The organism is Tomitella gaofuii, from assembly GCF_014126825.1.
Lineage (GTDB): Bacteria > Actinomycetota > Actinomycetes > Mycobacteriales > Mycobacteriaceae > Tomitella > Tomitella gaofuii.
Genome location: NZ_CP059900.1, coordinates 4235318 through 4259416, shown reverse-complemented (window position 1 = coordinate 4259416; position 24099 = coordinate 4235318). Strand labels below are relative to the sequence as shown.

Genomic DNA, 24099 nt, shown 5'->3' with positions numbered 1-24099 from the left:
CGGCGCGGCCGTCCCGGTCATGCGAAAAAGGTGGACAGATGACTCAATCACTGTCGGATTCCGGACGGCTGGCCGGAAAGGTGGCGGTGGTCACCGGCGGCAGCCGCGGCGTCGGAAAGGCCGTCGTCGAACGGTTCGCCGACGAGGGCGCGCAGGTGGTGGCCATGAGCCGCTCGGGCGTGGTCGACCGCGGGGACGTCGTCTCCGTGCAGGGCGATGTCAGTTCGGAGGCCGACGTGATGGCCCTGATGTCGACGGTCCGTGCACGCTTCGGCAAGCTCGACATCCTGGTCAACAATGCCGCCGTCGAGTACGAGGCCACAATCGAGCACACCTCGGTGGAGGACTGGGACGCGGTGATGGCGGTCAACGTGCGCGGCCCGTTCCTCACGGCCAAGCATGCGCTGGACCTCATGCGCGCGGCCGGCGGCGGTTCCATCGTCAACCTCGCATCGGTCGACGGGTTCTGGGCCGAGCCGCACCTTGCGGTGTACAACACGTCCAAGGGCGCTGTGCAGGCGCTGACCCGCGCCTTGGCCATCGATCACGGCAGCGAGAACATCCGCGCGAACGCCATCTGCCCCAGCTACGTGCTCACGGACATGCTGAACCAGTTCTTCGACGCGCAGGACGATCCACAGCGGGCCCGCGACCAGGCCGCGTCGATCCATCCGCTCAACCGGATGTCGGTGCCCGCCGACATCGCGAACCTGGCGTTGTGGCTGGCCAGCGATGAGTCATCCTTCGCCAGCGGTCAGTCATACGTACTCGACGGCGGGTTGACGGCGGGCCGCACCGTCGACCTGAGCCGCGTCGTCCCGGCAGCGGAGGCTGCGAAATGACGAGCACAGCCGTGGCCGCGCGGCCCATTCGCAGCATCAATCCTGCGACCGACGAACCCATCGCCGACTACACCGCGGATCGGCCGGAGACGGTCGACGCGGTCCTCACTCGCAGCCGTGCGGCCTTCTCGCGCTGGCGCGCGACGTCCCTCGATGAACGCGCCACACGGTTGCGCGCAATGGCGCACGTGTTGCGGGACAACGCGACGGATGCGGCGGCGCTGATGACCCGCGAGATGGGCAAGCCTGTCGTGCAGGCCGAGGCGGAGGTGGAGAAGTCGGCGGGCGTGTGCGAGTACTACGCGGACAACCTGCACGCCATGCTGGCTGCCGAGCGCGCCGACATCCCCGGCCGCGAGGCCTTCGTGCAGTTCCTGCCCCTGGGGCCGGTTCTCGCGATCATGCCGTGGAACTATCCGGTGTGGCAGGTCATGCGCGCGGCGGCGCCGATCCTGTCCGCGGGGAACACGCTCGTCGTCAAGCATGCGGAAGGCGTCAGCGGATCCGCCCTCTTCCTTCAGAGCCTGTTCGCGCAAGCCGGTCTGGGTGACGATGTGGTGCAGACGATCCTGCTCGACGGGCCGAGCGCAGGCCTACTGCTCGACGACGAGCGCATTGCGGCGGCGACGCTGACCGGGAGCGAAAGGGCCGGCGCGGCCGTCGGTGCCGCAGCGGGCGGCGCGCTCAAAAAGTGCGTGCTCGAGCTCGGCGGCAGCGATGCGTTCATCGTCGCCGAGGACGCCGACGTGGACGCGGCCGCGGCGTGTGCGGTTCGCGCCCGATTCCAGAACACCGGTCAAAGCTGCATCGCGGCAAAGCGGTTCATTGTCGTCGAGGAGGTGGCGGACAGGTTCATCGCCGCGCTCGCCGACGGGGCGCGGGCGTTGGTCGTGGGCGACCCGTCCGACCGCGCCACCGATGTCGGGCCCATGTCGCGCCGTGAGCTGCGCGACGAGCTGGCCGGCCAGGTGGACCGTGCCGTGGCGCACGGGGACACGGTCATCGTCGGCGGTGCGCCGGGGGACGGGCCGGGTGCGTTCTACCCGCCCACGGTCGTGGAGGTGTCGGATACCGCGTCGCCGATCATGCGTGAGGAGACTTTCGGCCCGGTGGCGGCCGTCATTCGCGTGCCGGACGTGGACGCCGCCGTCGCGGTGGCCAACGACTCGCCGTACGGGCTCAGCTCCGCCGTGTGGACGGCGGACCGGGACCGGGCGGTTGCGATCGCAGCACGTCTCGACACAGGCGGGTGCTTCATCAACTCGATGACGGCGTCGGACCCGCGGATCCCGTTCGGCGGCGTCAAGCGCAGCGGATTCGGCCGAGAGCTCGGCGCCTACGGTCTTCGCGAGTTCGTCAATGCGCAGACCGTATCCATCCCGGACTGACCTACGCCATTCCGGACAGACCCATGTCATCGCGGACCTACAGCGGAGCAGCGCATGCACACCACCACCACGATCGCCCGCGGGCCGGGGCCCGCCGCAATCGGCCCGGAAGGCCTGCAGCTCACCGTGACACGCAAGTCACGGGTGGCTACCGACGTCGTCGCGCTGGACCTGCGCAACGCGGACGGTGCGCCGCTGCCCGCTTGGCGACCGGGGGCGCACATCGAAGTCCGGCTGCCCACACCGAGCGGGGAGCTGGTGCGCCACTATTCACTGTGCGGCGACCCGGCCGACAGGTCGTCGTGGCGGATCGCCGTCCTCCGCGAGCAGGCCGGCCGGGGCGGTTCAGCGTACATCCACGACCTGCTCGACCGTGGTGAGACGTTGGCGGTGACAGGGCCGAGGAACAACTTTCCGCTTGAACCGAGTGGAAAGTACCTGTTCATCGCGGGTGGGATCGGCATCACCCCGATCCTGCCGATGGTCCGGGAGGCCGCATCGCGCGGGGCGGACTGGCGCCTGGTGGCCTGCACTCGCACAGCGGACCGGCTGGCGTTCGCCGCCGAGCTACGGCGATTGCCCGCCGGACGGGCCTCCGTCCACGTCGACGAGGACGCGGGCGTGCTCGACCTCGATCGCCTGCTCGCCGGCTGCGACGCCGGCACGGCGGTGTACGTGTGCGGCCCGCCCGGGCTCATCGACGCCGTCGACACCCGCAGCGCGACCCGGCCGTGGCGGTTCTTCGCCGAACAGTTCGTCGCGGACGCGGTGGACACCTCCGCCGACGTCGCGTTCGAGGTGGAGATCGCAAGCACCGGGGACACGTACATCGTGCCTGCCGACAGTTCGATCCTGCACACCCTGAACGATGCGGGATTCGACCTCCCATCCTCCTGCGAGGAGGGGACGTGCGGTACGTGTGAGACCGGCGTCCTCGACGGCGTACCCGATCACCGCGACGTCGTGCTCTCCAAGTCCGAGAAGGCAGAGAACGACTGCATGATGCTCTGCGTCTCGCGCGCCGCCTGCTCCCGGCTCGTGCTCGACCTCTAGCTTTCCCGCCCCTGCCCATCCCGCGCTCACCCTTCAGCGCCGGCGCACCCCGCCGGCGCAGAAACGGACGAACCGATGATCACCCCTCCCTTCACTTTCGACTTCGACAGCCTCCGGAGCGTCGTAGACGGCGCGTTCGCCGACATGTCCGGGGACAAGCTTGCCGTCCTGGCGCCGGCCACGGGCGAGACGATCGTCGAACTCGCGTCGGCCACGTCGGCCGACACCCACGCGGCGATCGACGCCGCCCGCCGCGCCTTCAGCACCTGGAGGTCGGCCACCCCCGCTCGCCGCGCCGAGGTGTTGCTCGACATCGCGGCCGCCATCGACGCGGACGCCGCATGCCTCTCCCACCTGGAGAGCCTGAACGTGGGCAAACCTCTCGTCGCATCCGCCGAGGAAGTGGCCGGCGCCGCGGACTGCTTCCGCTACTTCGCGGGCGCGGCGCGCAACCTCGAAGGCAAGGCGGCCGCCGAATACGCCGACGGATACACGTCCTTGATCCGCCGCGAGCCGATCGGCGTCGCCGGGCTCATCTCCGCCTGGAACTATCCGCTGATGATCACTGCGTGGAAACTGGGCGCGTCCCTGGCGGCGGGGAACACGGTCGTCCTCAAGCCGGCCTCGCAAACGCCGCTCACCGCGCTGCGATTGGCCGCGCTGATCCGCGACGTGGCGCCGGCGGGCGTGATTAACACGGTGTTCGGCTCCGGCTCGCAGGTGGGGAATGCGCTGGTCGACAGCCCCGAGGTGGGGATCGTGTCGATGACCGGGGGCACGGCGACGGGCAAGCGGATCGCGGCCAGGGCTGCGGACACGCTGAAGCACGTGCACCTCGAGCTCGGCGGCAAGGCCCCGGTGATCGTGTTCGGCGACGCGGATCCCGTGGCGACGGCGGAGATCCTCAAGGTGGGCAGCTTCTGGAATTCCGGCCAGGACTGCGGTGCCGCGGCGCGGGTGTTCGCGCACCGCAGCGTCTACGACCGTCTCCTGGAAGAGCTGGTAGGCCGGGCGGAATCACTGTCCGTGGGAGACCCTATGGCGGACGACGGCGTCGAGATGGGCCCCGTGGCCTACGAGGCGCGACAGGGCGAGGTGCTCGACCTCGTCAACCGTGCGGTGGAGGAAGGCGCGGAGGTGGCGACGGGCGGCCGGGCGCTGGCCGGATGCGGCGCGTTCGTGGAGCCGACCGTGCTCACCGGCGTCGGAAACGATCATCACCTCGCGCGAACCGAGGTCTTCGGCCCCGTGGTCGACATCCAGCCGTTCGACGACGACACGGACGTGTTCGCGCTCGCCAACGACACGCCCTACGGCCTCGCGTCGTCGGTGTTCACCCGGAACATAGACACGGCGATGACGGCGTCGCGCGTGCTCGAGACCGGCACGGTCTGGATCAACGACCATATGCCGATGGCCGCGGAGATGCCCTGGGGCGGTTTCAAGGCTTCCGGCTACGGCAAGGACCAGTCGATGTACTCCCTCGAGGACTACACGCGGGTCAAGCACGTGATGATCAGGCTCGGCTGACGCGCCGCCGCATACACAGACTTTGAACGGAGCACACCTTGTCCGCACCGACGCGTCAGACCACGCGGTTCCCCCTCTTGTCCTCTCCCCTGCGAATCGGATCGACGACGATCAAGAATCGCATCGTCTCGTCCGGGCACGACACCGGCATGTCCGATGGCGGCGCAGTCACCGATCAGCTGGTCGCATACCACCGTGCGCGTGCGGCCGGCGGAGTCGGCCTCATCGTGCTGCAGGTCAGCGGCATCCACGAGACTGCCCAGTACACGACGCACATGCTGATGGCGACCGACGATTCGGCGATCGCCGGATATCGGCGGATCGCGCAGGCGGTCCGGCCATACGACTGCAAGGTGTTCGGCCAGGTCTTCCACCCCGGCCGCGAGATCATGGAATCGCTCGATGGGTCGAGGCCGGTCACGTACTCGGCGTCGAATGCGATTAACGACCGGTTCCATTCGGTTCCGGCGGCCATGCCGCGCCCATTGATCCGCGAGGTCGTCGACGGGTACGCCGACGGCGCGGAGCGGATGCTCAAAGGTGGGCTGGACGGCGCCGAGATCGTGGCGAGCCACGGCTATCTACCTGCCCAGTTCCTCAACCCGCGGCTCAATCAACGCACCGACGAGTACGGCGGCAGCTACGACAATCGGATTCGGTTCCTCCGCGAGGTCGTCGCCGAGGTGCGCGGCCGGGTGGGGCGGGACTTCGTCGTCGGCCTGCGGATCTCCGGAGACGAGATGTCCGACGACGGCCTGACGGTCGATGAGACGGTCCAGGTGTGCGCTGACCTCGACTCGGAGGGGATGCTCGACTACATCAGCGTCACCGCCGGCACCTCGTCGACGCTCGGCGGATCGGTGCACATCGTCCCGCCGATGTCGCAGGCGGTGGGATACACCGCGCCCCTTTCAGGACGGGTCAAGGAGAAGGTGGCGATCCCGGTGATGGTCGCCGGCCGCATCAACCAGCCGCAAGACGCCGAAACGCTGCTCGAGCAGGACCTGACCGACGCTTGCGCGATGACGCGGGCGCTGATCTGCGACCCGGAGATGCCGAACAAGGCGGAGGCCGGCGAGCTGGACTCCATCCGAGCGTGCATCGGCTGCAACCAGGCGTGCATCGGGCACCACCACACGGGCCACCCGATCTCGTGCATCCAACGGCCCGAGACGGGGCGTGAGCTCGTCTACGATCTACCGAATCCGACGCTCCGACGCAAGTCGGTCATGGTCGTCGGCGGCGGACCAGGGGGCCTCAAGGCGGCGACCGTCGCGGCACAGCGCGGCCACGACGTGACGTTGTATGAGGCGGAACGCCGAGTGGGCGGCCAGGTTCTCCTCGCCGAACAGCTTCCGGGCCGTGCCGAGTTCGGCGGGGCGGCGACGAACCTCATCGGCGAAGCCGAGCGTGCGGGGGTGAAGATCGTGACCCGCAGGCGCGTCGACGCCGACCTGGTGCGGGCCGAGAACCCGGACACTGTGGTGCTGGCGACGGGGGTCGTCGCGCGGCAGCCGGAGGTGGAGATCCTCGACGATCCAGTGATCCTCGAGTCGTCCGACGTGATCGCGGGTGCCGAGGTGCCCGCCGGCCGGGTCGTCGTCGCTGATTGGCGTTGCGACTGGACGGGCCTGGGTGTGGCGCAGATGCTCGCCCGGCGAGGCCGCAAGGTGACGTTGTGCGTCGACGGCTACATGGCCGGCGAAATGCTGCAGCAGTATGTGCGCGACGAGATGATCGCCGCCGCGCACTCCGCCGGTGTCGAAGTGATCCCGAACGTGCGGGTCATGGGTGTCGACGAGGACACCGTGTATTTGCAACATCGGCTCAGCTCGAAGCCAGTGATGGTCGACGGTGTCGCCGCGACTGTGTTCGCCTTGGGCCCGCTGCCCGAGGACGGGCTGGCCGCGGAGCTCGAACCGCTGAGCTGCGACATCGTGTCCATCGGCGACTGCGTTGCCCCCCGGACCGTCGAAGAGGCGGTCCTCGAGGGCCTCAAGGCGGCGTGGGTCATCTGAAGTGACCTACTGATGCTCCCGCTGCCCGATCACAATCCACCCCAACAGAATCCCACCATCGATTCCACTCGCCGAGGAGTAACCATGTCTGATCGTCTGGCCGGAAAGATCGCCCTCGTCACCGGCGCGAGCCGCGGAATCGGCGAGGCGATCGCCCGCCGCCTCGCCGACGACGGAGCGACTGTCGTCAATGCCAGCATCATCGAGCCGACCTACGATGATCGGCCCGACATCGCCTTCGAACACATCGACGTCACGTCGCCCGAATCTGTGGAATCGGTAGTCGCCTCGATCGTGGAGCGCCACGGCCGGCTCGACATCGTCGTGAACAACGCGGGCACCGAGGTGGAGAAGTCCGTTCCGGAGACCACGGAGAAGGAGTGGGACCTGGTGATGGACGTCAACGTCAAGGGCGTCTTCCTGGTGTCGAAGGCGGCCATCCCGCACCTTATCGAGACGCGGGGCGTCATCGTGAACCAGGCGTCGATCAACGCGTACTGGGCCGAACCTGACCTGGCCGTGTACTCGGCCTCCAAGGCCGCGGTGCTGCAGCTGACGCGGTGCATGGCGCTCGACCACGGGCGGGACGGGCTGCGCGCGGTCGCAATCTGCCCCGGCTACGTGCGGACCGACATGACGGAGCAGTACTTCGACAGCCAGTCCGACCCGGCCGCCGTGCGCGCGGGCATGACGGGCAAGATGCCGCTGGACAACCGGCTGGCGGAGCCGTCGGACGTCGCCTCGATGGCCGCGTTCCTGTGTAGCGACGACGCGTCCTACCTGTCCGGCCAGGCGTATGTGGTCGACGGGGCGCTGTCCTCCGGGCGCCCCTTCGAGTGGCACTGAGCGGTTACGGTTGGAAGGCTACGGCCATCGGCCGTTGAACTGCGATTGATGTTGCATGGTGCGAGTGCGGGATGAGGCGCCACCGCCTATCGCTGCCAGCAGTGCAACGACAGGAGTTCAGTGGCTTCCAGTGGTGGAAGACCGTCGTCCAGGGTTCTCAACCGCGAGTAGAGATCACGCATGGTGGCCTTATCCGGAAGATGTTTCGTGCCGGCGGCGCCTTCGAGGACGGTGGCTGTGCGCGCGAGCCTGATACTTCCCGCCGTTCGTCCCGCGGCGCGAGCGCGCTGCAGCCGGCGGGCCTCCCTTGAGGCGATGCGGCAGCCTTCGCCGTCGTCGATGAGGATGATAACGTCCTCACCTGCATCGGCGGCCACTGCGGCGTGCGCGATGACCATCGTTTCGCCGAGGTCTCTGCCGGAGTGCATACGCTGGTCGAACGAGACGTTGGAAATACGCTGGACAGCGGCAGCGAGTTCCGGGGTCACGTCATCGGACAGTATCTCCATGAGCCGCGCTGGAAGCTTGCTCCATACCGTCCCGGCTGCGCGGAAGCGTGGCTCCTGGCGAGCCTTACGGAGAATCTCGGTTTCCACGGTCTCGGGGACACTCAACGGCCCCATGGTGTCAAAGAGGAGTCGCTCCCTGTGCAGGGATAGGAAATTGATGCCAGGACCGGCATCCATGATGGGACGCCCGGTCACTCGGACTCGGCTCGGTGGTCGAGGCCCGCATCGCCAGAGCCGAAATCGGCGGGTGGCAAGTCCAATTCGGAGCCCGCCATCCAGTCGGGATCGTGTTCGAGTGGGATTATTCCCGCCCGCTCGAGTTCGTCGATGGCCTGCTCCACGGAAATGCCTCGCAGAGTAGCGATGACCTGGCCGGAGACGACCCCCTCTTCATATCCGGTGATCGCTCTGGCGAGCAGCCGGCGTGGCGACCGGGTGCGGTTCGAGTCGTTCTGCAGTGATCGGTAGTGATCGAGCCAGCCGAATCTGGTTGCAAGTGCCGGAGTGGTGAGCGACGACATCCATGATTGCTTGGTCGTGCCGTCGATGTACTTGCATTCATGCAGAGTGATCGCTGCCAACGCCGGGGAGACGCGGAAATGCTGCACGACGGCGGAGAACTCTGACACGGACGCCGGGTGATGCTCACCGAGAAACTCTTGCAGGCCGTAAGCGGGGAGGAGCAGATGTCGTGCGAAAGCATCGGCTCGAACTTCTGCACGAGAGCGATTGCCCACCAACGTGCCGGTGCTCCAATCACCGAAGAGCACGTGTGCCAACTCGTGTGCCAAGGTGCTGCGTTGACGCATGGGCCGCGTCGTGCGAGCCACCCCGATGAAGACGGTGCCACGGCGGGTGTCACGCACGGTGAGGCCGTGCTGATCCGGGTGTGCATCGATGACGGCGACGTCGTGTCCGGTGTTCCGCTCGATGATCTCGACGAGATCGCCGAGCGGCTGATGCCCCAGGTCGTGCGAGGTGCGGAACCTTGCGGCCGCGTCCGCGGCTTCATGTTCGGCTGTCATGGTGGGGCAGGCCTCACTGCGCCTGGGGAATCGACTGGTCGTCCAGGTATGCATCGAGCTCGATGAAGTGCAGTAGGCGCTGTCGCATCTCCTGCATTCCTGAGCCGTTGGAGGCGCGAGCCGCGCACTGCACGTGCTCGGCGGCGCCGATGCCCGTGAGCTGCGCGACCGTGCAGCCCGTCGCGGCGGCGATCTGGATGACCTCGGCCATCTTCGCGACGCGCTGGCCTGAAGCGATGCGGCTGAGGGTCGATTGCGAGATTCCGGTGCGGTCTGAAAGCTGCCGCTGAGAGAGTTGGGCCCGGGCACGTGCGCTTTCGATTGCGTCCCCGATGGTGGAAGGCACTGGATTCACCCCCTGAATCAGATTCAGATTCATGATTCAGAGTACCCGAAGCGGCGACCGATATCTATCGGGACGTCGCACATGCGCCGGATATGCTCGCCGATGCGATCCGATCACCGACGCGGAGGCGGTCTCGGGCATGTGGCGGCACACCCTGATCGGTGTCCTCGCGGCCTGATCCTGCTGTGGTCCCACCGACGACGTCCTCATGGTCGGCCTCCGCCTGCGGATGGGTGATGACACGGTCGGGAGGTAGCACAGTCGAGCGGCATTGGCCGGGCACCGCCGACGGGCTCGCCGCGTTGCGGGTCCTCATCGGGATTCCGCGCGCGATCGCGGTCGACGGGCGAAGGCATCAGCTCTCATCGTTGACAACTAATACGCTGTCTCATACCGTGCATTAATATGACGCAGGACACACCGGCACCGGAGCGCATCGCCAGCGTCGCCGACCGAGCCTTCTTCGAGCAGGGCACCGAGAACGTCTCGCTGCGCGACATCCTGCGCGAGGCCGAGCAGAGCAACATGTCGGCCGTCAAGTACTACTTCGGCAGCCGCGACGGCCTGCTGCGCGCAGTGTTCCGTCGGCGCCGCGCCCGCATGAGCGCCACCCGCAACGTCCTGCTTGACAGGCTCGAGGTCGAGGGGCGTGCCGGGGACGTGCGCGCCCTCATCGAGGTCTCCGTGCTCCCGCACGCCCAGTACCTGCGGGAAGCTCCGCCTGCCTCGGACTATGCGCGGTTCGCGGCCCGCATGACGCCCCGCGTCGACTACAGCTCCGACGACGTCGACCACCTGGAGCCCGCCGACCAGCGCATCATCCGCAGCCTGCGGCACGCCTTGAGCGGCCTGCCGGCGGACGTCGTCGACGCGCGGATCGACACCGCGTTCCAGATGATCGTCGGCGCCTTCGCGGCCTACGAGGCGCGTCGCGAGGAGGGGCTCGACTACGGGCCCCGCACACTCGACGCACTGTCCACGACCCTCGTCGACATGGTCACCGCCGGCCTCACCGCATAGCCGCCACCCCCTTCGGGCCGTCCGGCGTCGTGCCGGTCGGGTGATACCTCCTCCCCGGAAGAAGGAACCTCTATGAGCTTCACAGCGGAACGAGTCACCGCCACCATTGGCGCCGTGCTCGAGGGCGTCTCGCTCGCCACCTGCAGTGACGACGAGTTCGAGAGCGTCAGCGAAGCGCTGCACGAGCACCAGGTGGTGTTTGTGCGCGGTGCCCACCTCACTCCGGACGAGCAGCTCAGCGTGGCCCGGCGCCTCGGGACCCCCAGCATCTACCCGCTCGCCCGGCTGCGCGGTGTCACCGAACCTGCACTGCAATCGATTGAGGACGGGCCCGATTCGCCGCCCACCGCCGAGATCTGGCATACCGACGTGAGCTGGACGGAGACTCCCCCCGGCTACGCCGTGCTGTGTGGCGTCACGATCCCTCCCTACGGCGGAGATACGTTGTGGGCGTCGATGTTCGAGGCGTATGACGAGTTGTCCGCGCCGATCCGCACCCTGGTCGACGGCCTCGTCGGCGAGCACACGACTGAAAGCATCGTCGAATCGATCCTGCAGCGCGGCAAGGGGTCCCCCGAAGCGCATGCGACGGTGGAACGACTGCACGCCGCCTACCCGCAGGTGCTCACCCATCCGATCGTGCGCACCCACCCCGTGTCCGGCCGTCGCGCGCTGTTCCTCGGCGGCCAGTCGCTGCGGCGCATCCGAGGGCTCGCCGCGCGCGAGAGCGACGCGCTGCTGGGCATGCTCCGCGCACACGTCGCCGACGAACGCTTCCAGTGCCGGTGGCGATGGCAGGAGGGCGACGTCGCCATCTGGGACGAGCGCTCCACGATGCACCGGGCCGCGGCCGACCACTTCCCGCAGCGCCGGCACGTGCGGCGCGTCGAGGTGGACGGTGACCGGCCGTACTTCGACCCCGCCGTCGGCACGCGCCCCGCGGCGGCGTGACCTTGTGGCGCTGAAACCCACCCCACCCCTCGTTCGGAGATCACTATGACACGATCCATCCGGGTCCACGCCGGCCTGGCCGCGGCGCTGTGCGCAGGGCTTCTGTTGGCCGGCTGCGCGAGCGGAGGCGGCGGCGGAAACGGCGAGGCCGCCCCGGCCGCAGGCGCGTTGCCCGCCACCGAGGCCGCCGTCATCGGACAACCTGACGACCCGCGCGAACCCCGGTCCGGAGGAAATCTCGCCTTCGCCGGATACTCGATGCCGTCGAGCCTCGACCCCACCAAGACGCAGGCCACCGGGCCTACCGGTGGCACCGAGATGGCGAGCATCTACGGTCTGCTCGTCCGCTACGACGACGCCGAGAACGCCTACGCCCCGCAGCTCGCCGCATCGCTGGAGGAGAGCGAGGACCGCCTCGCCTGGACCCTCGGGCTGCGCGACGGCGTGACCTTCTCCGACGGCACCCCGCTGGATGCGGCCGCGGTGATCGCGAGCATCGAGCGGTACAACGCGAAGGGCGGCGCCAACAGCGGCCAGTTCACCGCGGGAGTCACCGGCATGGAGGCCCCCGACCCGCGCACGGTCGTATTCCACATGGCGCACCCGTGGCGAGAGTTCCCGGCCTTACTCACGTACGGGCACGGGATGATCGTGGCCCCCGCCGGATACGGAGACGCGGAGAACTTCACGCCGATCGGTGCCGGGCCCTTCGTCGTCGACGATTTCGCCCCCGCCACTTCGTTGACGGTGACCGCGCGGGCCGACTACTGGGACGGTGCCCCCTACCTGTCGTCGGTGAAGTTCGTGGACATCGCCGGGGACCAGCCGCGGCTCGACGCGCTGCGCACCGGCGGCGTGCAGATGGTGTTTCTGCGCGGCGGCGAGCAGATCGCCGCCGCCAAGGAGGATTTCGGCGGCTACATCTTCCCGCTCAGCCTCATGGACATCGTCCAGATCAACAACCGCGACGCGCGCCCCGGCGCGGATGTGCACGTGCGCAAGGCCATCGCGCTGGCCCTCGACCCGGAAAGCTTCGTCGAGCGTGCGCAGGCCGGCGTGGGCAGCCCGGGTAAGGCGCTGTTCCAGGATTGGTCCGAGTGGCATACCGACGTGACGCCGCTGCCGACCGACGCGGATGCGGCCCGCGCGGAACTGGAGCAGGCGAAGGCGGACGGATTCGACGGACACCTCGTCTACCTGGGGCTGAACAGCCCGAGCTCGCACAATGCCGCGGTGTGGGCGCAGTCGATGTTGGAGGCCGTCGGCTTCGACGTGGAGATCCAGTACGCCTCGTCGGTGACAGACCTGGTCCAGCGGATGTACGTCGACCACGATTTCGACATCACCTACGGCGGCAACGGCACCACCGACGCGGCCCCGGTGTTCCGCCTGGATGCTGCGCTGAACAGCACGTCGAAGAACAATCTTCTGGGCTATTCGAGCTCGGAGATGGACGGCCTCCTGGAGCAAGCGCAGCAGGCCGGCAACGACGACGAATTGTGTGCGGTGCTGGGCAGGATCCAGCAGAAGGTGAACGACGACGTGCCCTTCGTTCCGCTCGGTGCGGGCGCGGAGTTCGTCGCGTGGACCGACGACGTGTATGGCGCCGTCCCCAGCCCGGACGGGATCATGCTGCTCGGCAACGCGTGGATCGGATGACTCCGGCCGGCCGGCAGCTGGTGCTCGAAGGGGCACACAACGTGCGCGATCTGGGCGGGTTCGCCGCGCGTGACGGACGCACGACGGTAGGCGGCCGGCTCTTCCGGGGCGACGGGCTGAGCGCGCTCACCGAGCGTGACGTGCGGACCCTCGCGGACGCCGGGATCACCACGGTGGTGGACTTCCGGGGAGTGGGCGAGGCGGCCGCAACGGGTCCGGACCGATTGCCGCCGGGTACGAGGCTGGTGCGCGCGCCTGTTCTCGACGACGCTACGCAGGCGCTCGCCGCGGCGGTGGTGAGCGCCTTCGACTCCGGTGACCGTGCGGCGTTGGAACGGATGATGGGCGTCGGCAAGGCGGGCGCGATCGCCGAGCGGGGACTTGTGCGCCAGATGGACAGCCGGGCGGCGATGGACGGTTATGCGCGCACCATCGGTGAGACGGCAGCTGCGCGCAATGCATTGTTGTTCCACTGCACCGGAGGCAAGGACCGCACGGGGATGATGGCGGCGGTCGCCCTCGGCCTGCTGGGCGTGCCCGACGACGCGATCATCGCCGACTACCTGGCCTCCAATGAGTACAACAGGGAGAAGAATGAGGCGCTGTACGCCAGGCTTGGCGCGCTCGGCATCGACCCTGGGCTCCTGCGCCCCCTCACCGAACAACACCCGGAGGAGATGCGGGCGGTGCTCGATGCGGTACGCACCCGGTTCGGCGGCTGGGACGCGTTCGCGGCGGACTGGCTTCGGCTCGGCGTGGCGACGGTGACGGCGTTCCGGGCGCGGCTTCTCGAGTGAGTGGCGGTGCCGGCCGTGTCGGCCGATCAGCAGATATGCAAGGCATTGCACTCTCGGTAGCGTCCGATTCGCCTGGACCCGCGCCCGCGGGCCGGAACGGCGAGAGGTGGGAGTGCGCAGATGGCGATGAGGAGAGGACCGAACGGCCCCAGGTGGCGGATACTCGCCGCCATCGCCGCTGCGGGGGTGCTGACCGTCGGAGTGGTCGGTCCCGCCGCCGGGGCGGGCTCGCTCGGCAGCGGATCATTCGGATCGCTCTCCGGCGGATCCGCGGGCTCGTCCGGAACGGACATCGGCGGCGGTGGCGATGAAGACCCCGATCCCACGGAACCGATCGTCACCGACATCGAGCCGCTGCCGACGACGGTGATCGCGGAACCCGGGCAGGTGGCGTCGATCATCGGGGACTACGGGCAGGAGCAGACCGTGGTTTACACGCCGGGCGACCAGGAGCCCGTGGTCGGCGGATACTTCGTGGTCAATGCCGGGTTCGGCGTGCCATATGGCACCATCGGCAAGGTGACGGCGGTGGACCGGCTCGACAGCGGGCTGCTGCGGGTCACGATTACCCCGGCGGAAGTGGCCGACGCCTACTCGACCTTCGACCTCAACAGCACGGTGACGGACGCCGATGCCGTCGTGTACCTCCCCGGTGACGGGCAGCCGACGCTGCGGGGCGCGCCGAGCGACGGCATGCTCATGCCGCGCGAATCCGGGTCCGCCCGGAACCCGCTGCGGATCAAGTCGCTCTTCTCGTGTGAGACGGGATCGCAGGAGTCGTTCACCGTCACCGGCGCGATCCAGGACATCACCATGCATCTGGAATTCAGTCCGGAAGCGGTGTTCGGATCGACGACGCAGCCGTTCCTCAAGAGCGTGGTGAGCGCCGATGCGGTGCTTGACCTCGACCTGAACGCCTCGGCCGAGCTCAAGTGCTCGCTCGCGTCGAAGCCGAGGATCGTCGTGCCGATCGGCGGGCCGTTCTCGGTCGAGGTCGCGCCGTACGTGACGCTCGAAGGCAACATCAGCGGCCACGCGGAAGCGACGTGGACGAAGCCGTTCTCGGCGGGCATCAGGGTGTACGACGACCACATCGCCAGGGTGAGCTCGCCGGACGAGCAGATCCGGTTCGACCACGAGGCCGAGCTTCAGGTGTCGATGGAGGCGAATGCCGGGGTCAGCGCCCTCATCGGGCTCAACGCCGCCGCGGGCCCGCTGTCCGCCTCGGCAGGAGTGGACCTCAAGGCGGGCGGATTCGCGGAATTCCACGGATCCGCCGACGATCAGGCGTGTGTCGACGCGACGGCCGGCTTCACGTCGAGCGCCGCACTCTCGGCTTCCGCGGCGATCAACACGTGGATCTTCAGCGCCGAGAAGCACAAGGAATGGACCCTGGCGGCGGGCAGGTTCTTCGTCAAGGATTACGGCCCGTACTGCGCGGGAACCGACGGTGGCGACCCGGGCGGCGGCACGGACCCGGGCGACGGTGGCGGCACGGACCCGGGCGACATTCCGCCCGAGACGCGTCCCGGCGCGCTCACCGGCCTTGAGGTGTTCGGTGACCTGCGCTGCGATGTGAAAGCGCCGCGTGACGGACGCTCGGTGTACTTCCTAGACGGTGCGCACGGCGCATGCGCCACCGATCTGGCGGTGGACGGCGCGGCCTACGGGTACACCTTCGGGAGGGGATCCCAGCCGCTCACCCCCGTGAGCCAGCAGATGTTCGGCGACGGGACGGCGGGAAATCCGTACGTGATCAAGACCGTCGCGGCCGTCGGCGCCACCGGCGTCCAGGTGGAACAGACGGACACGTTCGTCGAGGGCGCAAGCGACTACCGGACCTCCATCGTGGTGCGGAACACCTCGGGTGAGGCGCACGACGTCATCGTCTACCGGGCGGGCGACTGCTACCTCAACGTCGACGACTACGGCGTCGGCGCGGTGACCGATCGCAGCGCGTCGTGCATCGCCGACGACGGACGCAGCATCGGATGGACCGATCAGAGCGGCGGCGCCGCGGTGCAGGAGTCCTTCTACGGGACGATCTGGTCGACGGTCGCGGGGGCGAAGATGTTCGACGGCACCGCGATCGGTACCAAGCACGACAACGCGGCGGGACTGAGCTGGAGCACCCACCTGGGCGCCGGGCAGTCCGCCACGTATGTGTCGCGGTTCCAGCTGCTGGAGCCGGCGGACCTTGCGGCCCGGATGGTTCCCCGGTCGGCCGTGACGGCGGGGCCGGACTCGAAGGTTGGTCGCTGATCGAGTCTGTGGCGGTACGGCACTGAAAGATCGCCTGCGGCGTGCTCGGATTCGTCCGTGCACGCCGCAGGCATGCGACGGCGGCGGTTCCGCCACGCGACAGGTGATTCGCCCGGCGGGAGGAACCGGTGACAGCGGCGGCGGCGCGGCTCCAGACTGTATTCATGAGCGACGACGATGCTGTGCGGCCGAAGCAACCGGTGGAGTTCGAGGTGATCGCCGAGGACCTGCGATTCCCGGAATGCCCGCGCTGGCATGACGGTGCGTTGTGGTTCTCCGACGTGTACGACGGGCGCGTGCTCCGCTTGGACCCGGCCGGGGGGTTCGTTCCGGAGGTGATGGTGGAGCTCGACACTGCGCCGGCGGGCCTGGGGTTCCTGCCCGACGGCCGGTTGCTTGTCGCTTCGGGCACCGACCGCACCGTCTACCGGCGTGAGCACGACGGGCGCCTCGCGGTGCACGCGGACCTGTCGGATCTGGCGGCCTGGCAGCTCAACGACATGCTCGTCGACGCGGCCGGGCGCGCTTATGTGGGCGACTATGGCGACGGCTCGGCTCCGCCCGAGCCGGCCCGCCCGGCCGACCTGATCCGCGTGGACCCCGACGGCGCGGCGGCATCGGCGGCCGGCGGCCTGATGTTCGCCAACGGCATCGTCACCACCGACGACGGCGCCACGCTGATCGTCGCGGAGACACGCTCGGTGCCGGGCCGGTTGACGTCGTTCTCGGTCGGCGCCGATGGGACGCTGGCCGACCGTCGCACGCTGTGCGACTTCGACGGCGACGTGATGCCGGACGGCATCGCGATCGACGGCGACGACAACGTGTGGGTGGCATCCCCGTTCACGCAGGAGATCCTGCGCGTCGACGCGGGCGGCGCCGTGGACCGCCGTCTCGCCGTTCCCCACCCGTATGCGGTGGCATTGCGCCGTCGGAGCGATGGCGGCGCGGACGGCGGCGAGCTGTTCGTGTGCTCGTCACCCGACTGGCGCCCCGAGGTGACCGCGACGGAACGCGGGGGGCGGATACTGCGCATCACCCTCGGCTGAGGCGCCGGGGACAATCGCCCCTATGCGACGGGGCGCGGAGTGGGCAGAGCGGCACCAGGTGCTCCTCTACCTGACGGCGCTCGCGGTGGGGGCGGCGGTCGGCCTGGCGGCCCCGGCCGTCGCGGGCCCCGCCGGTTCCGCGATCACGCCGGTGCTGGGCCTCCTGCTCTACGCGACGTTCCTCGGCGTGCCGTTCACGCAGCTCGGTGCGGCGCTGCGCGACCGGCGGTTCCTGCCGACGGTGCTCGCAGTGAACTTCCTGGCGGTCCCGGCGGCGGTCTGGGGCGTGTCGCGGATCGTCGCGCACGACGACGCGCTGCTGGTGGGGGTCCTGTTCGTGCTGCTCACGCCGTGCGTGGACTACGTCATCGTCTTCACCGGGATCGCCGGTGGATCTGCCGGCCGGCTGCTGGCGGCGGCCCCGCTGCTGATGCTCGCGCAGATGGTGCTGCTGCCCGTGTACCTGCGGCTGTTCCTGGGCGCCGGAATCGTTGACGCAGTGGACGCGGGCCCGTTCGTGGAAGCGTTCCTCCTGCTCATCGTCGTGCCGCTGGCGGCGGCGGGAGTCACGCAGGCGGCGGCGCGCCGGAGCAGCGCGGTCGCCGCGGTGCAGGCGGCCCTGTCGGCGGCGATGGTGCCGTTGATGATGCTCACGCTTGCCGTGGTCGTCGCATCGCAGATCGACGGGGTGCGTGAGCGTCTCGGCGCGCTGCTGCTCGCGGTCCCGGTGTACCTCCTGTTCGCCGCGGTGATGGTGCCCATCGGGCTGGCTGCGGCCCGGGTGGCGCGGCTCGACGTTCCGGCGGCCCGGGCGGTGGTGTTCAGCGGGGTCACCCGCAACTCGCTCGTCGTCCTGCCGCTGGTGCTCGCCTTGCCCGCCGCCTTCGGCCTTGCCCCGCTCGTCGTGGTGACGCAGACCCTGGTCGAACTCGTCGTCATGGTGGTGCTGGTCCGGCTGGTGCCGTGCTTGTTGCCGGCGCGAGCCGACCCGGTCGATCCTGTCGGAGGCGGCGCCTAGTCTGTCGCCATGACTGATCGCGCAGTGACGCTGGCCTCGGTATCCATCGACTGTCCCGACCCGGACGCGCTCGCCCGGTTCTACTCGCGCCTGCTCGGGCTCGAGGAGGCCTTTGCGACGGAGGATCGAGGGGTGGTCGGCCTGTCCGGGGCCGGGCCGATGCTGACTCTCATGCGGGTGGACGAGTACACCCCGCCGTCGTGGCCGGGAGGGCCGCAGCACCAGCAGATGCACCTGGATCTTGCCTCGCAGGACCTGGACGCCGATGTGGCGGCCGCCGTCGCGCTCGGCGCCCGCGAGGCCGATGTGCAGCCGTCCCCCCACCGGTGGCGGGTGCTGCTGGACCCGGCCGGGCATCCGTTCTGCCTGAGTACGGTGCTGCCGGACTGAGGCCGGTCCCGGTGCGATGCGCCCCGGCCGCATACCTCACCGCGGTTCCGGGTACGCGGTCGGAACCGGGTGCCACGAGCACGCCGAAGTCTACGGTGGTGGTGGAACAGCGCATGGTCGCTCTGCCGTGGTGGGAATGGAGGAATCCGATGGGTCAGATCCGTTTGGTCCGCGTTTACGAGGCCACCGAGGGGCATCCGCGCCACGACGAGGTCGCGGCCATCGCCTCGGGTTCCGACAATCCCAGCGTGTTCCTCGTGGACCGTGTGTGGCCGCGGGGGGTGTCGAAGGGGTCGCTGCCGTTCGACGAATGGGTGAAGGACGCCGCGCCCACCACCGACTTGCGCAAGTGGTTCGGCCACGACCCCGACAAGTTCGGCGAGTTCTCCGAGCGCTACCGGGCGGAGCTGGACGACGACGGCGGCGCGGCGGCGCGCGCCATCGTCGCGGCCGCGAAGGACCGGGACATCGTGCTGCTCTACTCGGCCAAGGACGAGGAGCACAACCAGGCCGTCGTCCTGCGCCAGTGGATCAACGGCAAGCGCTGACCAGAGCCGTGCACCGACTAGAGCTGTGCACTGACCGGGGAGAGGACTCCGCGATGGCCCATCCGGCGCACCGAACGGTTGCACAGTTCACCCCTGCCCGGGATCGGCTGATGCCGGAGCTCGATGTGCGCGAGGAGATCGTCCTGCTGGGCCGCACGCTGTGGGCGGAAGGGTACTGCGATCACCTGGCCGGGCACATCACGGTGAACATGGGCGACGGGACGCTGCTGTGCAACCCGTGGCTGCTCACCTGGGAGGAGATGATGCCCGGGGACGTGCTGCGCATCGACCTCGACGGCAACGTCATCGAGGGTGATTGGCCGGTGCCGCTGGGGATCCCCCTGCACTTGGCGCTGCACGTGGCCCGCCCCGAGGTGCAGTACGCGGTGCACAATCATTCCGAGTACGGCACGGTGTGGAGCGACCTCAAGGCGGTTCCGCCTGCGTACGACCAGAGCTCGAGCCTTGGCGGCGGCGAGGTGGTGCTCGTGGACGAGTACGAGGGGGCCGTGAACAGTCGTGAGGCCGCGGATGCGGCGGTGCGCGCGATCGGCGATGCCGATCGGGCGATCCTGGGCGGGCACGGGGTGTTCGTCATCGGGGACACCGCGCGGGCGGCATACCTGCGCGCGGTGGCGCTGGAGCAGCGGGCGAAGAACGCGTGGATGGTGCGGGTGGCGGGCGGCCCGGAGAAGTCGTCGCTGCCGGACTGGTGGATGGATCGGCAGGCCAACAGCGACGGAAACGGTTATCACGGGTTCTGGGAGGCGGCCGTGCGCAAGGCCCTCCGGGACGAACCCACACTCGCGGCGGAGGTGCTGTCCCGGCCGCGCTGACCCGGGCCGGCGCCTCACCGTGGTGGCGGCGCGCCGGTAGCGTCGGCCGGCCCGCCGCGGCGCCGCACCTCGGCCCGGGCGCGGTCGATCCCGCCGTGTTCCAAGGCGGCAAGGCGTGTCTCGCCCCGCCAGTACGCACGCCCGCGGCGCCGCACCTCCACTGTCAGCCGCCCGGCAAGGTGCTCGATGGCACCGGGAACATTGCGGCGTTCGGATGGCAGCGGCACAGGCAGCACATGGGCGGCGCACAGCGGCGACTCCGCTTCCACGCCGACTTCCCAGCTTCTGTTCCGGCCGTGCAGCGACCAGGCTTCGTCCGTGACGACGGCGCGCACCGGCGACGTCACGGGGTTGCCGAGCCGGATCACGGGGCCGCCGGGGAGCGCCACCACCAGGGCCGTGACCTCGGTGCGCAACGGCCCCGCCGTCACCACTCCCCCGGCGAAGGCCACGCACGCGTCCGGGTCGTCGAACCCGTGCGCCTGCCCCCACCACCACGAGTCGGGGAAACCGCCGCGCCCCCAGTTTTTCTCGGCATACACCTGCGCGCCGGTGAGGTCGATCTCGTTACCCCCGAGCACCGCCGTTCCGTGGGCGCGTCCGCCGAGCAGCCACGGGTGCCAGTACTGGTTGAGCGCGGGGACGCACTGGAACACGCTCGAACCCCCGAAGCGACGGCGGGGCCAGCGGGCGTGCCCGGAGACGGTGACGTCGAGCCGGGACCGGGCGCCGAGGTCCACTCGTACACGTCCGTCGTCGCCGAAGAAGGTCCCGACCCGGGCGGCGCCGCCCGTCTTGCCCGCGCATGCCCCCAGGCGGTGCTTCGCCGCCGACGCGCCCGGCACCGCGGCGGTGCGCAGGAATCCGCCCGGGTGCCCGGCCAGCCCCACGGTCGCCCACCGGTCGCCGGCTCCGCGCTCATGCACCTTGCCCTGATTGACCCCGCACAGGGCGATCACCACATCACCCGTGTCCGGCCGGGTGAACCGCCAGAAATAGCCCTCCATCGCGACGCCGTGCGCCCGGAGCGGGTCGCCGAAGGGCAGGTCGGCACCGGTGCCGCGGTATGCGTCGTACAGCGATCCCATCGGTTCACGCTACCCGCATCCGCTGCCTGTTTGAGGGCTGTGCGGTCACCGATCTGTGTACCGTCGACGCATGAGCTCGCCGTATCCCCGCCCGTTGGCGGTGGCATTCAACGCCGCGAACCGCCTCGTCGTCCCGCTGCTGCGCTCCCCGGTGCACAGGGTGGTCAGCAGGCGGCTGATGGTCGTGTCATACACGGGCGCCAAGTCGGGGCGGAGCTTCGCGATCCCCGTCGCGTACTACGCGTTCGGCCCGGACGAGGTCTGGGCGTTCGGTGCGCGCACCGGGTGGATGAGCAACTTCCGGTTGCCCCGGCCGGTGTCGCTGCGGCTGCGCGGGCGCGATCACCGTGCGGAGGGCCTGCTCGTGGACAACCGGACGGAGGTGTCGGACCTGGTGATCGAGCTCGTGGAGCGTGGCGTCACCAGCGCTTCGCAGGACCCGTTCCTGGGGCTGCCGAAGGGGCGGATCCCGACGCGGGCGGAGGCGGACGCCGCCGCGGAACGCGCCCGCATCGTGCGCTTCGCACTGGACGAGCAGCTGTAGCACCTGAACCTCCCGCTGGCTGAGAGGGGCCCGATGGTTCTGCTGTGACCCGGATTACGTTCGCGGAAAGGCGCGAAGGGAGTGGGCATGGCAGCGGGACCGGCAGCAGGTGGTCATGACGTGGTGGTCGTCGGCGCGGGCGCGGCCGGTGCGGCCGCCGCGCTGAGTGCGCACCAGGCGGGCGCCCGCGTGCTGGTGCTGGAGAAGGGGGACGCCGATTCTGCGGGTGGGAACACGCGGGTCTCCGGCGGCGGCTGGTTCACCCACGACGACCCCGAGCGTGCCGCGGTGTTCCTCCGCGCCCTGTGTGGCCCGTACGGGCTCGACGAGGAGGTCATCCGCGCCTGGGCCGCGGAGACGGCCGTGAACTCGCAATGGATGCGATCGCTCGGCGCGCCGGTGGCGCGCAGCGGCGAATACCACACCAGCCCGGAGTACCTCGGCGTGGACGGCGCCGACTGCTACACGGGTATGGACACGGTGGACGGCCGGATGGGCAACGGCGCGCTCCTCGCCTTCCTGCGGGGCGCCCTGGCGGACAACGGCATCGAGGTGCGGGAGGGTGCCGCCGCCCGAGAGCTGCTCCGCGACGGGGCCGGCCGGGTCGGAGGGATCGTGCTCGACGACGGGACGACGATCGGGGCCCGGGGCGTGGTGCTGGCGACCGGCGGTTTCGCCGCGAACCCGCAGATGGTGAGGGACTACCTGCGCGTGCCGGACCACGTGCTGTGGGGTTCGCCGAACTCCACGGGCGACGGCCACCGGATGGCGCAGCAGGCGGGCGCCGACCTGTGGCACATGGACAACATGATGACGATCACCGGCGTGGAGACGGGCCGGCGGACGGGGATGTACCTGGCGCTGTGGGGTTCGCCGCATTACCTGTTCGTCTCGGCGGCCGGGCGCCGCTTCGCCGACGAGACCGCGGAGGCGCGGCACGGACACGTCGAACACGACGGCCGGTATGAGCATTTCCCCACGCACCGGTTCCATGTGGTGTTCGACGGACGCCTGTTCGCGGCCGGACCGCTGAGCCCCGACCGCGGAGTGCTGCCGGTCGGGTGGGAGCTGCTGGAGAACGGCACGCGGTGGAGTGCCGACAACTCCGCGGAGATCGCCGACGGGCGGATCACCTCGGCCGACACCCCGGGGGCTCTCGCAGAGGCCATCGGGGTGGACCCGGAGACCCTGGAGACGACGCTACGCCACTACAACGCGGCGTGCGCTTCGGGCCGTGACGACTGGTTCGGGCGCGATCCGGCGACGCTGGGTGCGGTGGACAGGGCACCGTACTACGCGCTCGAGGTGGTACCGATGATCGGCTGGAGCAGCGGCGGGCCCCGACGTGACGGGCGTTCCCGGGTGCTGGACGTGCGTGGCGAGCCGATCCCCGGGCTGTTCGCGGCGGGTGAGGTGAGCTCCACCTACAGCTGGTGCAAGGACGGGGGGTTCCACATCGCCGACGCGCTCGCGTTCGGGCGCATCGCGGGGCGGGAGGCGGCGGCGCTTGCGGAGGCAGCCGTATGTTGAAGGCGGTGGCGGCGCGTTGAAGGAGGCGGATCGACCACGCTCGGTCGCCTCTCGGCGAAAGGCGCGACGCGGCTCCAGCCGGACGGTATTCCGCGAAGGCAGTGATGTGAGCCCGGGGGACACGGAACGTGGCCGATCCACCCGGTGCAACCGGATCGGCCGGGGACGTATTCCCGTGCTGCCGTGACACGGCGGGAAACGGTCGCCGGGGAGGTCAGGGCACCATCACGATGTGGTAGCCCGCGTTCCAGCCGGCCGGGTCGACACTGTCCACGTTGACCATGGCGAACCCGTAGCCGATGTCGACGGTCGTGCTCGCGGGCCCGCCGTCGACGTGTACGAGCCGGTGCTGCGGTCCGGCCGCGCTGATGGTGTCCACCTGCACGTCTGCGGCGCAGCCTGCAGTGCCCCATGTTCCAGCGGGGGTGAGAGTGACGGTGAGTTCGCCGCTGTGCGGGGTTTGGTCGAGGCCGACGAGGATGTTGCCCCGGCACGCGCCGTCCGGGGCGAGCGTCAGTTGCGTCCCGACCAGGGCGAACCCGGGCGGGGGTGCGGCGGTGGCGGTGCCTGCCGCGGCAGCGAGGCCGATCGCGGTGGCGGCGGCCGTGGCGAACGCGGTGAGTACGTGCGTGATACGGCGGGTGCGGGGCATCGAGGTCCTTTTCGGTGGCTCCGTCGGTCGGTCCCACGGTAAAGGGCGCGCGTCGGCGGGCGGCGGGTGGCTGCGGGTGGCCGGCGGGTGCGCAACGCTGCGCACCCGCCGGCGTCTGCTGCTGACCGGTCGCGCGCCGTTGCCCCCGCGTCGTCGTGCATGGCGCGGGGGGCAGGGGTGCCGGGTCTGGTGTGCCCG

Annotated in this window: 23 protein-coding genes; 18 read left to right on the top strand and 5 right to left on the bottom strand. The window is 69.6% G+C overall.

From position 1 onward, the window contains the following. Nucleotides 1-38 precede the first annotated feature (38 nt). From H4F70_RS19710 to H4F70_RS19685, 6 genes are all read left to right on the top strand, one after another. A complete protein-coding gene (locus H4F70_RS19710) occupies nt 39-842 on the top strand; it encodes an SDR family NAD(P)-dependent oxidoreductase (protein ID WP_182358466.1) in 804 nt (267 codons plus the stop codon). After that, a complete protein-coding gene (locus H4F70_RS19705) occupies nt 839-2230 on the top strand; it encodes an aldehyde dehydrogenase family protein (protein WP_182358465.1) in 1392 nt (463 codons plus the stop codon). Before H4F70_RS19710 ends, H4F70_RS19705 begins: the two co-directional genes overlap by 4 nt. Before the next feature lie 54 nt (nt 2231-2284). Then, nucleotides 2285-3283: a PDR/VanB family oxidoreductase gene (locus H4F70_RS19700; RefSeq protein ID WP_182358464.1), complete on the top strand. Its 999-nt coding sequence runs from the start codon at nt 2285-2287 to the stop codon at nt 3281-3283. Between the two features lie 75 nt (nt 3284-3358). Next, a complete protein-coding gene (locus tag H4F70_RS19695) occupies nt 3359-4813 on the top strand; it encodes an aldehyde dehydrogenase family protein (RefSeq protein ID WP_182358463.1) in 1455 nt (484 codons plus the stop codon). A 38-nt stretch (nt 4814-4851) separates the two neighbouring features. Continuing rightward, nucleotides 4852-6831 carry an oxidoreductase gene (locus H4F70_RS19690; RefSeq protein WP_235681232.1) on the top strand — a complete coding sequence of 660 codons (1980 nt, stop codon included), beginning with the start codon at nt 4852-4854 and terminating at the stop codon, nt 6829-6831. A gap of 84 nt (nt 6832-6915) precedes the next feature. Beyond that, a complete protein-coding gene (locus H4F70_RS19685; protein WP_182358462.1) occupies nt 6916-7677 on the top strand; it encodes an SDR family NAD(P)-dependent oxidoreductase in 762 nt (253 codons plus the stop codon). Nucleotides 7678-7763: 86 nt separating this feature from the next. Here the strand turns inward: H4F70_RS19685 and H4F70_RS19680 are convergent, their stop codons facing one another. The 3 genes from H4F70_RS19680 to H4F70_RS19670 all read right to left on the bottom strand — a co-directional run bounded on the left by H4F70_RS19680 (nt 7764) and on the right by H4F70_RS19670 (nt 9590). Then, a complete protein-coding gene (locus H4F70_RS19680; protein WP_235681608.1) occupies nt 7764-8300 on the bottom strand; it encodes a PIN domain-containing protein in 537 nt (178 codons plus the stop codon). Nucleotides 8301-8377: 77 nt separating this feature from the next. Continuing rightward, complete coding sequence (locus H4F70_RS19675) at nt 8378-9211, bottom strand: ImmA/IrrE family metallo-endopeptidase (protein WP_182358460.1); 834 nt, start codon at nt 9209-9211, stop codon at nt 8378-8380. Between the two features lie 13 nt (nt 9212-9224). Continuing rightward, nucleotides 9225-9590, bottom strand: coding sequence for a helix-turn-helix domain-containing protein (locus tag H4F70_RS19670; RefSeq protein WP_182358459.1), 366 nt, complete (start codon nt 9588-9590; stop codon nt 9225-9227). 372 nt (nt 9591-9962) lie between these two features. Here H4F70_RS19670 and H4F70_RS19665 point away from each other — a divergent pair, with 372 nt between their 5' ends. The 10 genes from H4F70_RS19665 to H4F70_RS19620 all read left to right on the top strand — a co-directional run bounded on the left by H4F70_RS19665 (nt 9963) and on the right by H4F70_RS19620 (nt 20087). Then, a complete protein-coding gene (locus tag H4F70_RS19665; RefSeq protein WP_182358458.1) occupies nt 9963-10577 on the top strand; it encodes a TetR family transcriptional regulator in 615 nt (204 codons plus the stop codon). A 72-nt stretch (nt 10578-10649) separates the two neighbouring features. Continuing rightward, the gene (locus tag H4F70_RS19660; RefSeq protein ID WP_182358457.1) at nt 10650-11528 is read left to right on the top strand and encodes a TauD/TfdA dioxygenase family protein; all 879 of its coding nucleotides are present in this window, start codon (nt 10650-10652) and stop codon (nt 11526-11528) included. Between the two features lie 45 nt (nt 11529-11573). Further along, nucleotides 11574-13187 (top strand): ABC transporter substrate-binding protein, encoded by a 1614-nt coding sequence (locus H4F70_RS19655; protein WP_182358456.1) that lies wholly within the window; start codon nt 11574-11576, stop codon nt 13185-13187. Continuing rightward, on the top strand, nt 13184-13984 hold the full coding sequence (locus H4F70_RS19650; RefSeq protein ID WP_182358455.1) for a tyrosine-protein phosphatase: 801 nt from the start codon (nt 13184-13186) through the stop codon (nt 13982-13984). Before H4F70_RS19655 ends, H4F70_RS19650 begins: the two co-directional genes overlap by 4 nt. 126 nt (nt 13985-14110) lie before the next feature. Then, a complete protein-coding gene (locus tag H4F70_RS19645) occupies nt 14111-16246 on the top strand; it encodes a hypothetical protein (protein WP_182358454.1) in 2136 nt (711 codons plus the stop codon). Between the two features lie 164 nt (nt 16247-16410). After that, on the top strand, nt 16411-17295 hold the full coding sequence (locus H4F70_RS19640; protein WP_182358453.1) for an SMP-30/gluconolactonase/LRE family protein: 885 nt from the start codon (nt 16411-16413) through the stop codon (nt 17293-17295). A gap of 22 nt (nt 17296-17317) precedes the next feature. Continuing rightward, nucleotides 17318-18313 carry a bile acid:sodium symporter gene (locus tag H4F70_RS19635; protein ID WP_182358452.1) on the top strand — a complete coding sequence of 332 codons (996 nt, stop codon included), beginning with the start codon at nt 17318-17320 and terminating at the stop codon, nt 18311-18313. 9 nt (nt 18314-18322) lie between these two features. Further along, complete coding sequence (locus H4F70_RS19630; protein WP_182358451.1) at nt 18323-18703, top strand: VOC family protein; 381 nt, start codon at nt 18323-18325, stop codon at nt 18701-18703. 149 nt (nt 18704-18852) lie between these two features. Beyond that, nucleotides 18853-19251, top strand: a complete 399-nt coding sequence (locus H4F70_RS19625; protein ID WP_182358450.1) for a DUF488 domain-containing protein — start codon at nt 18853-18855, stop codon at nt 19249-19251. A gap of 110 nt (nt 19252-19361) precedes the next feature. Then, nucleotides 19362-20087 (top strand): class II aldolase/adducin family protein, encoded by a 726-nt coding sequence (locus H4F70_RS19620; protein WP_235681231.1) that lies wholly within the window; start codon nt 19362-19364, stop codon nt 20085-20087. 14 nt (nt 20088-20101) lie between these two features. On the opposite strand, the gene H4F70_RS19615 is transcribed toward H4F70_RS19620, so the two are convergent. After that, a complete protein-coding gene (locus tag H4F70_RS19615; RefSeq protein ID WP_182358448.1) occupies nt 20102-21175 on the bottom strand; it encodes a tocopherol cyclase family protein in 1074 nt (357 codons plus the stop codon). 70 nt (nt 21176-21245) lie between these two features. On the opposite strand from H4F70_RS19615, the gene H4F70_RS19610 reads away from it, so the two are divergent. Both H4F70_RS19610 and H4F70_RS19605 read left to right on the top strand, forming a co-directional pair. Then, nucleotides 21246-21719: a hypothetical protein gene (locus H4F70_RS19610; RefSeq protein ID WP_182358447.1), complete on the top strand. Its 474-nt coding sequence runs from the start codon at nt 21246-21248 to the stop codon at nt 21717-21719. 87 nt (nt 21720-21806) lie between these two features. Next, nucleotides 21807-23249, top strand: coding sequence for an FAD-dependent oxidoreductase (locus tag H4F70_RS19605; RefSeq protein ID WP_182358446.1), 1443 nt, complete (start codon nt 21807-21809; stop codon nt 23247-23249). Between the two features lie 214 nt (nt 23250-23463). On the opposite strand, the gene H4F70_RS19600 is transcribed toward H4F70_RS19605, so the two are convergent. Continuing rightward, the gene (locus tag H4F70_RS19600; RefSeq protein ID WP_182358445.1) at nt 23464-23901 is read right to left on the bottom strand and encodes a hypothetical protein; all 438 of its coding nucleotides are present in this window, start codon (nt 23899-23901) and stop codon (nt 23464-23466) included. Between the last annotated feature and the right edge of the window lie 198 nt (nt 23902-24099).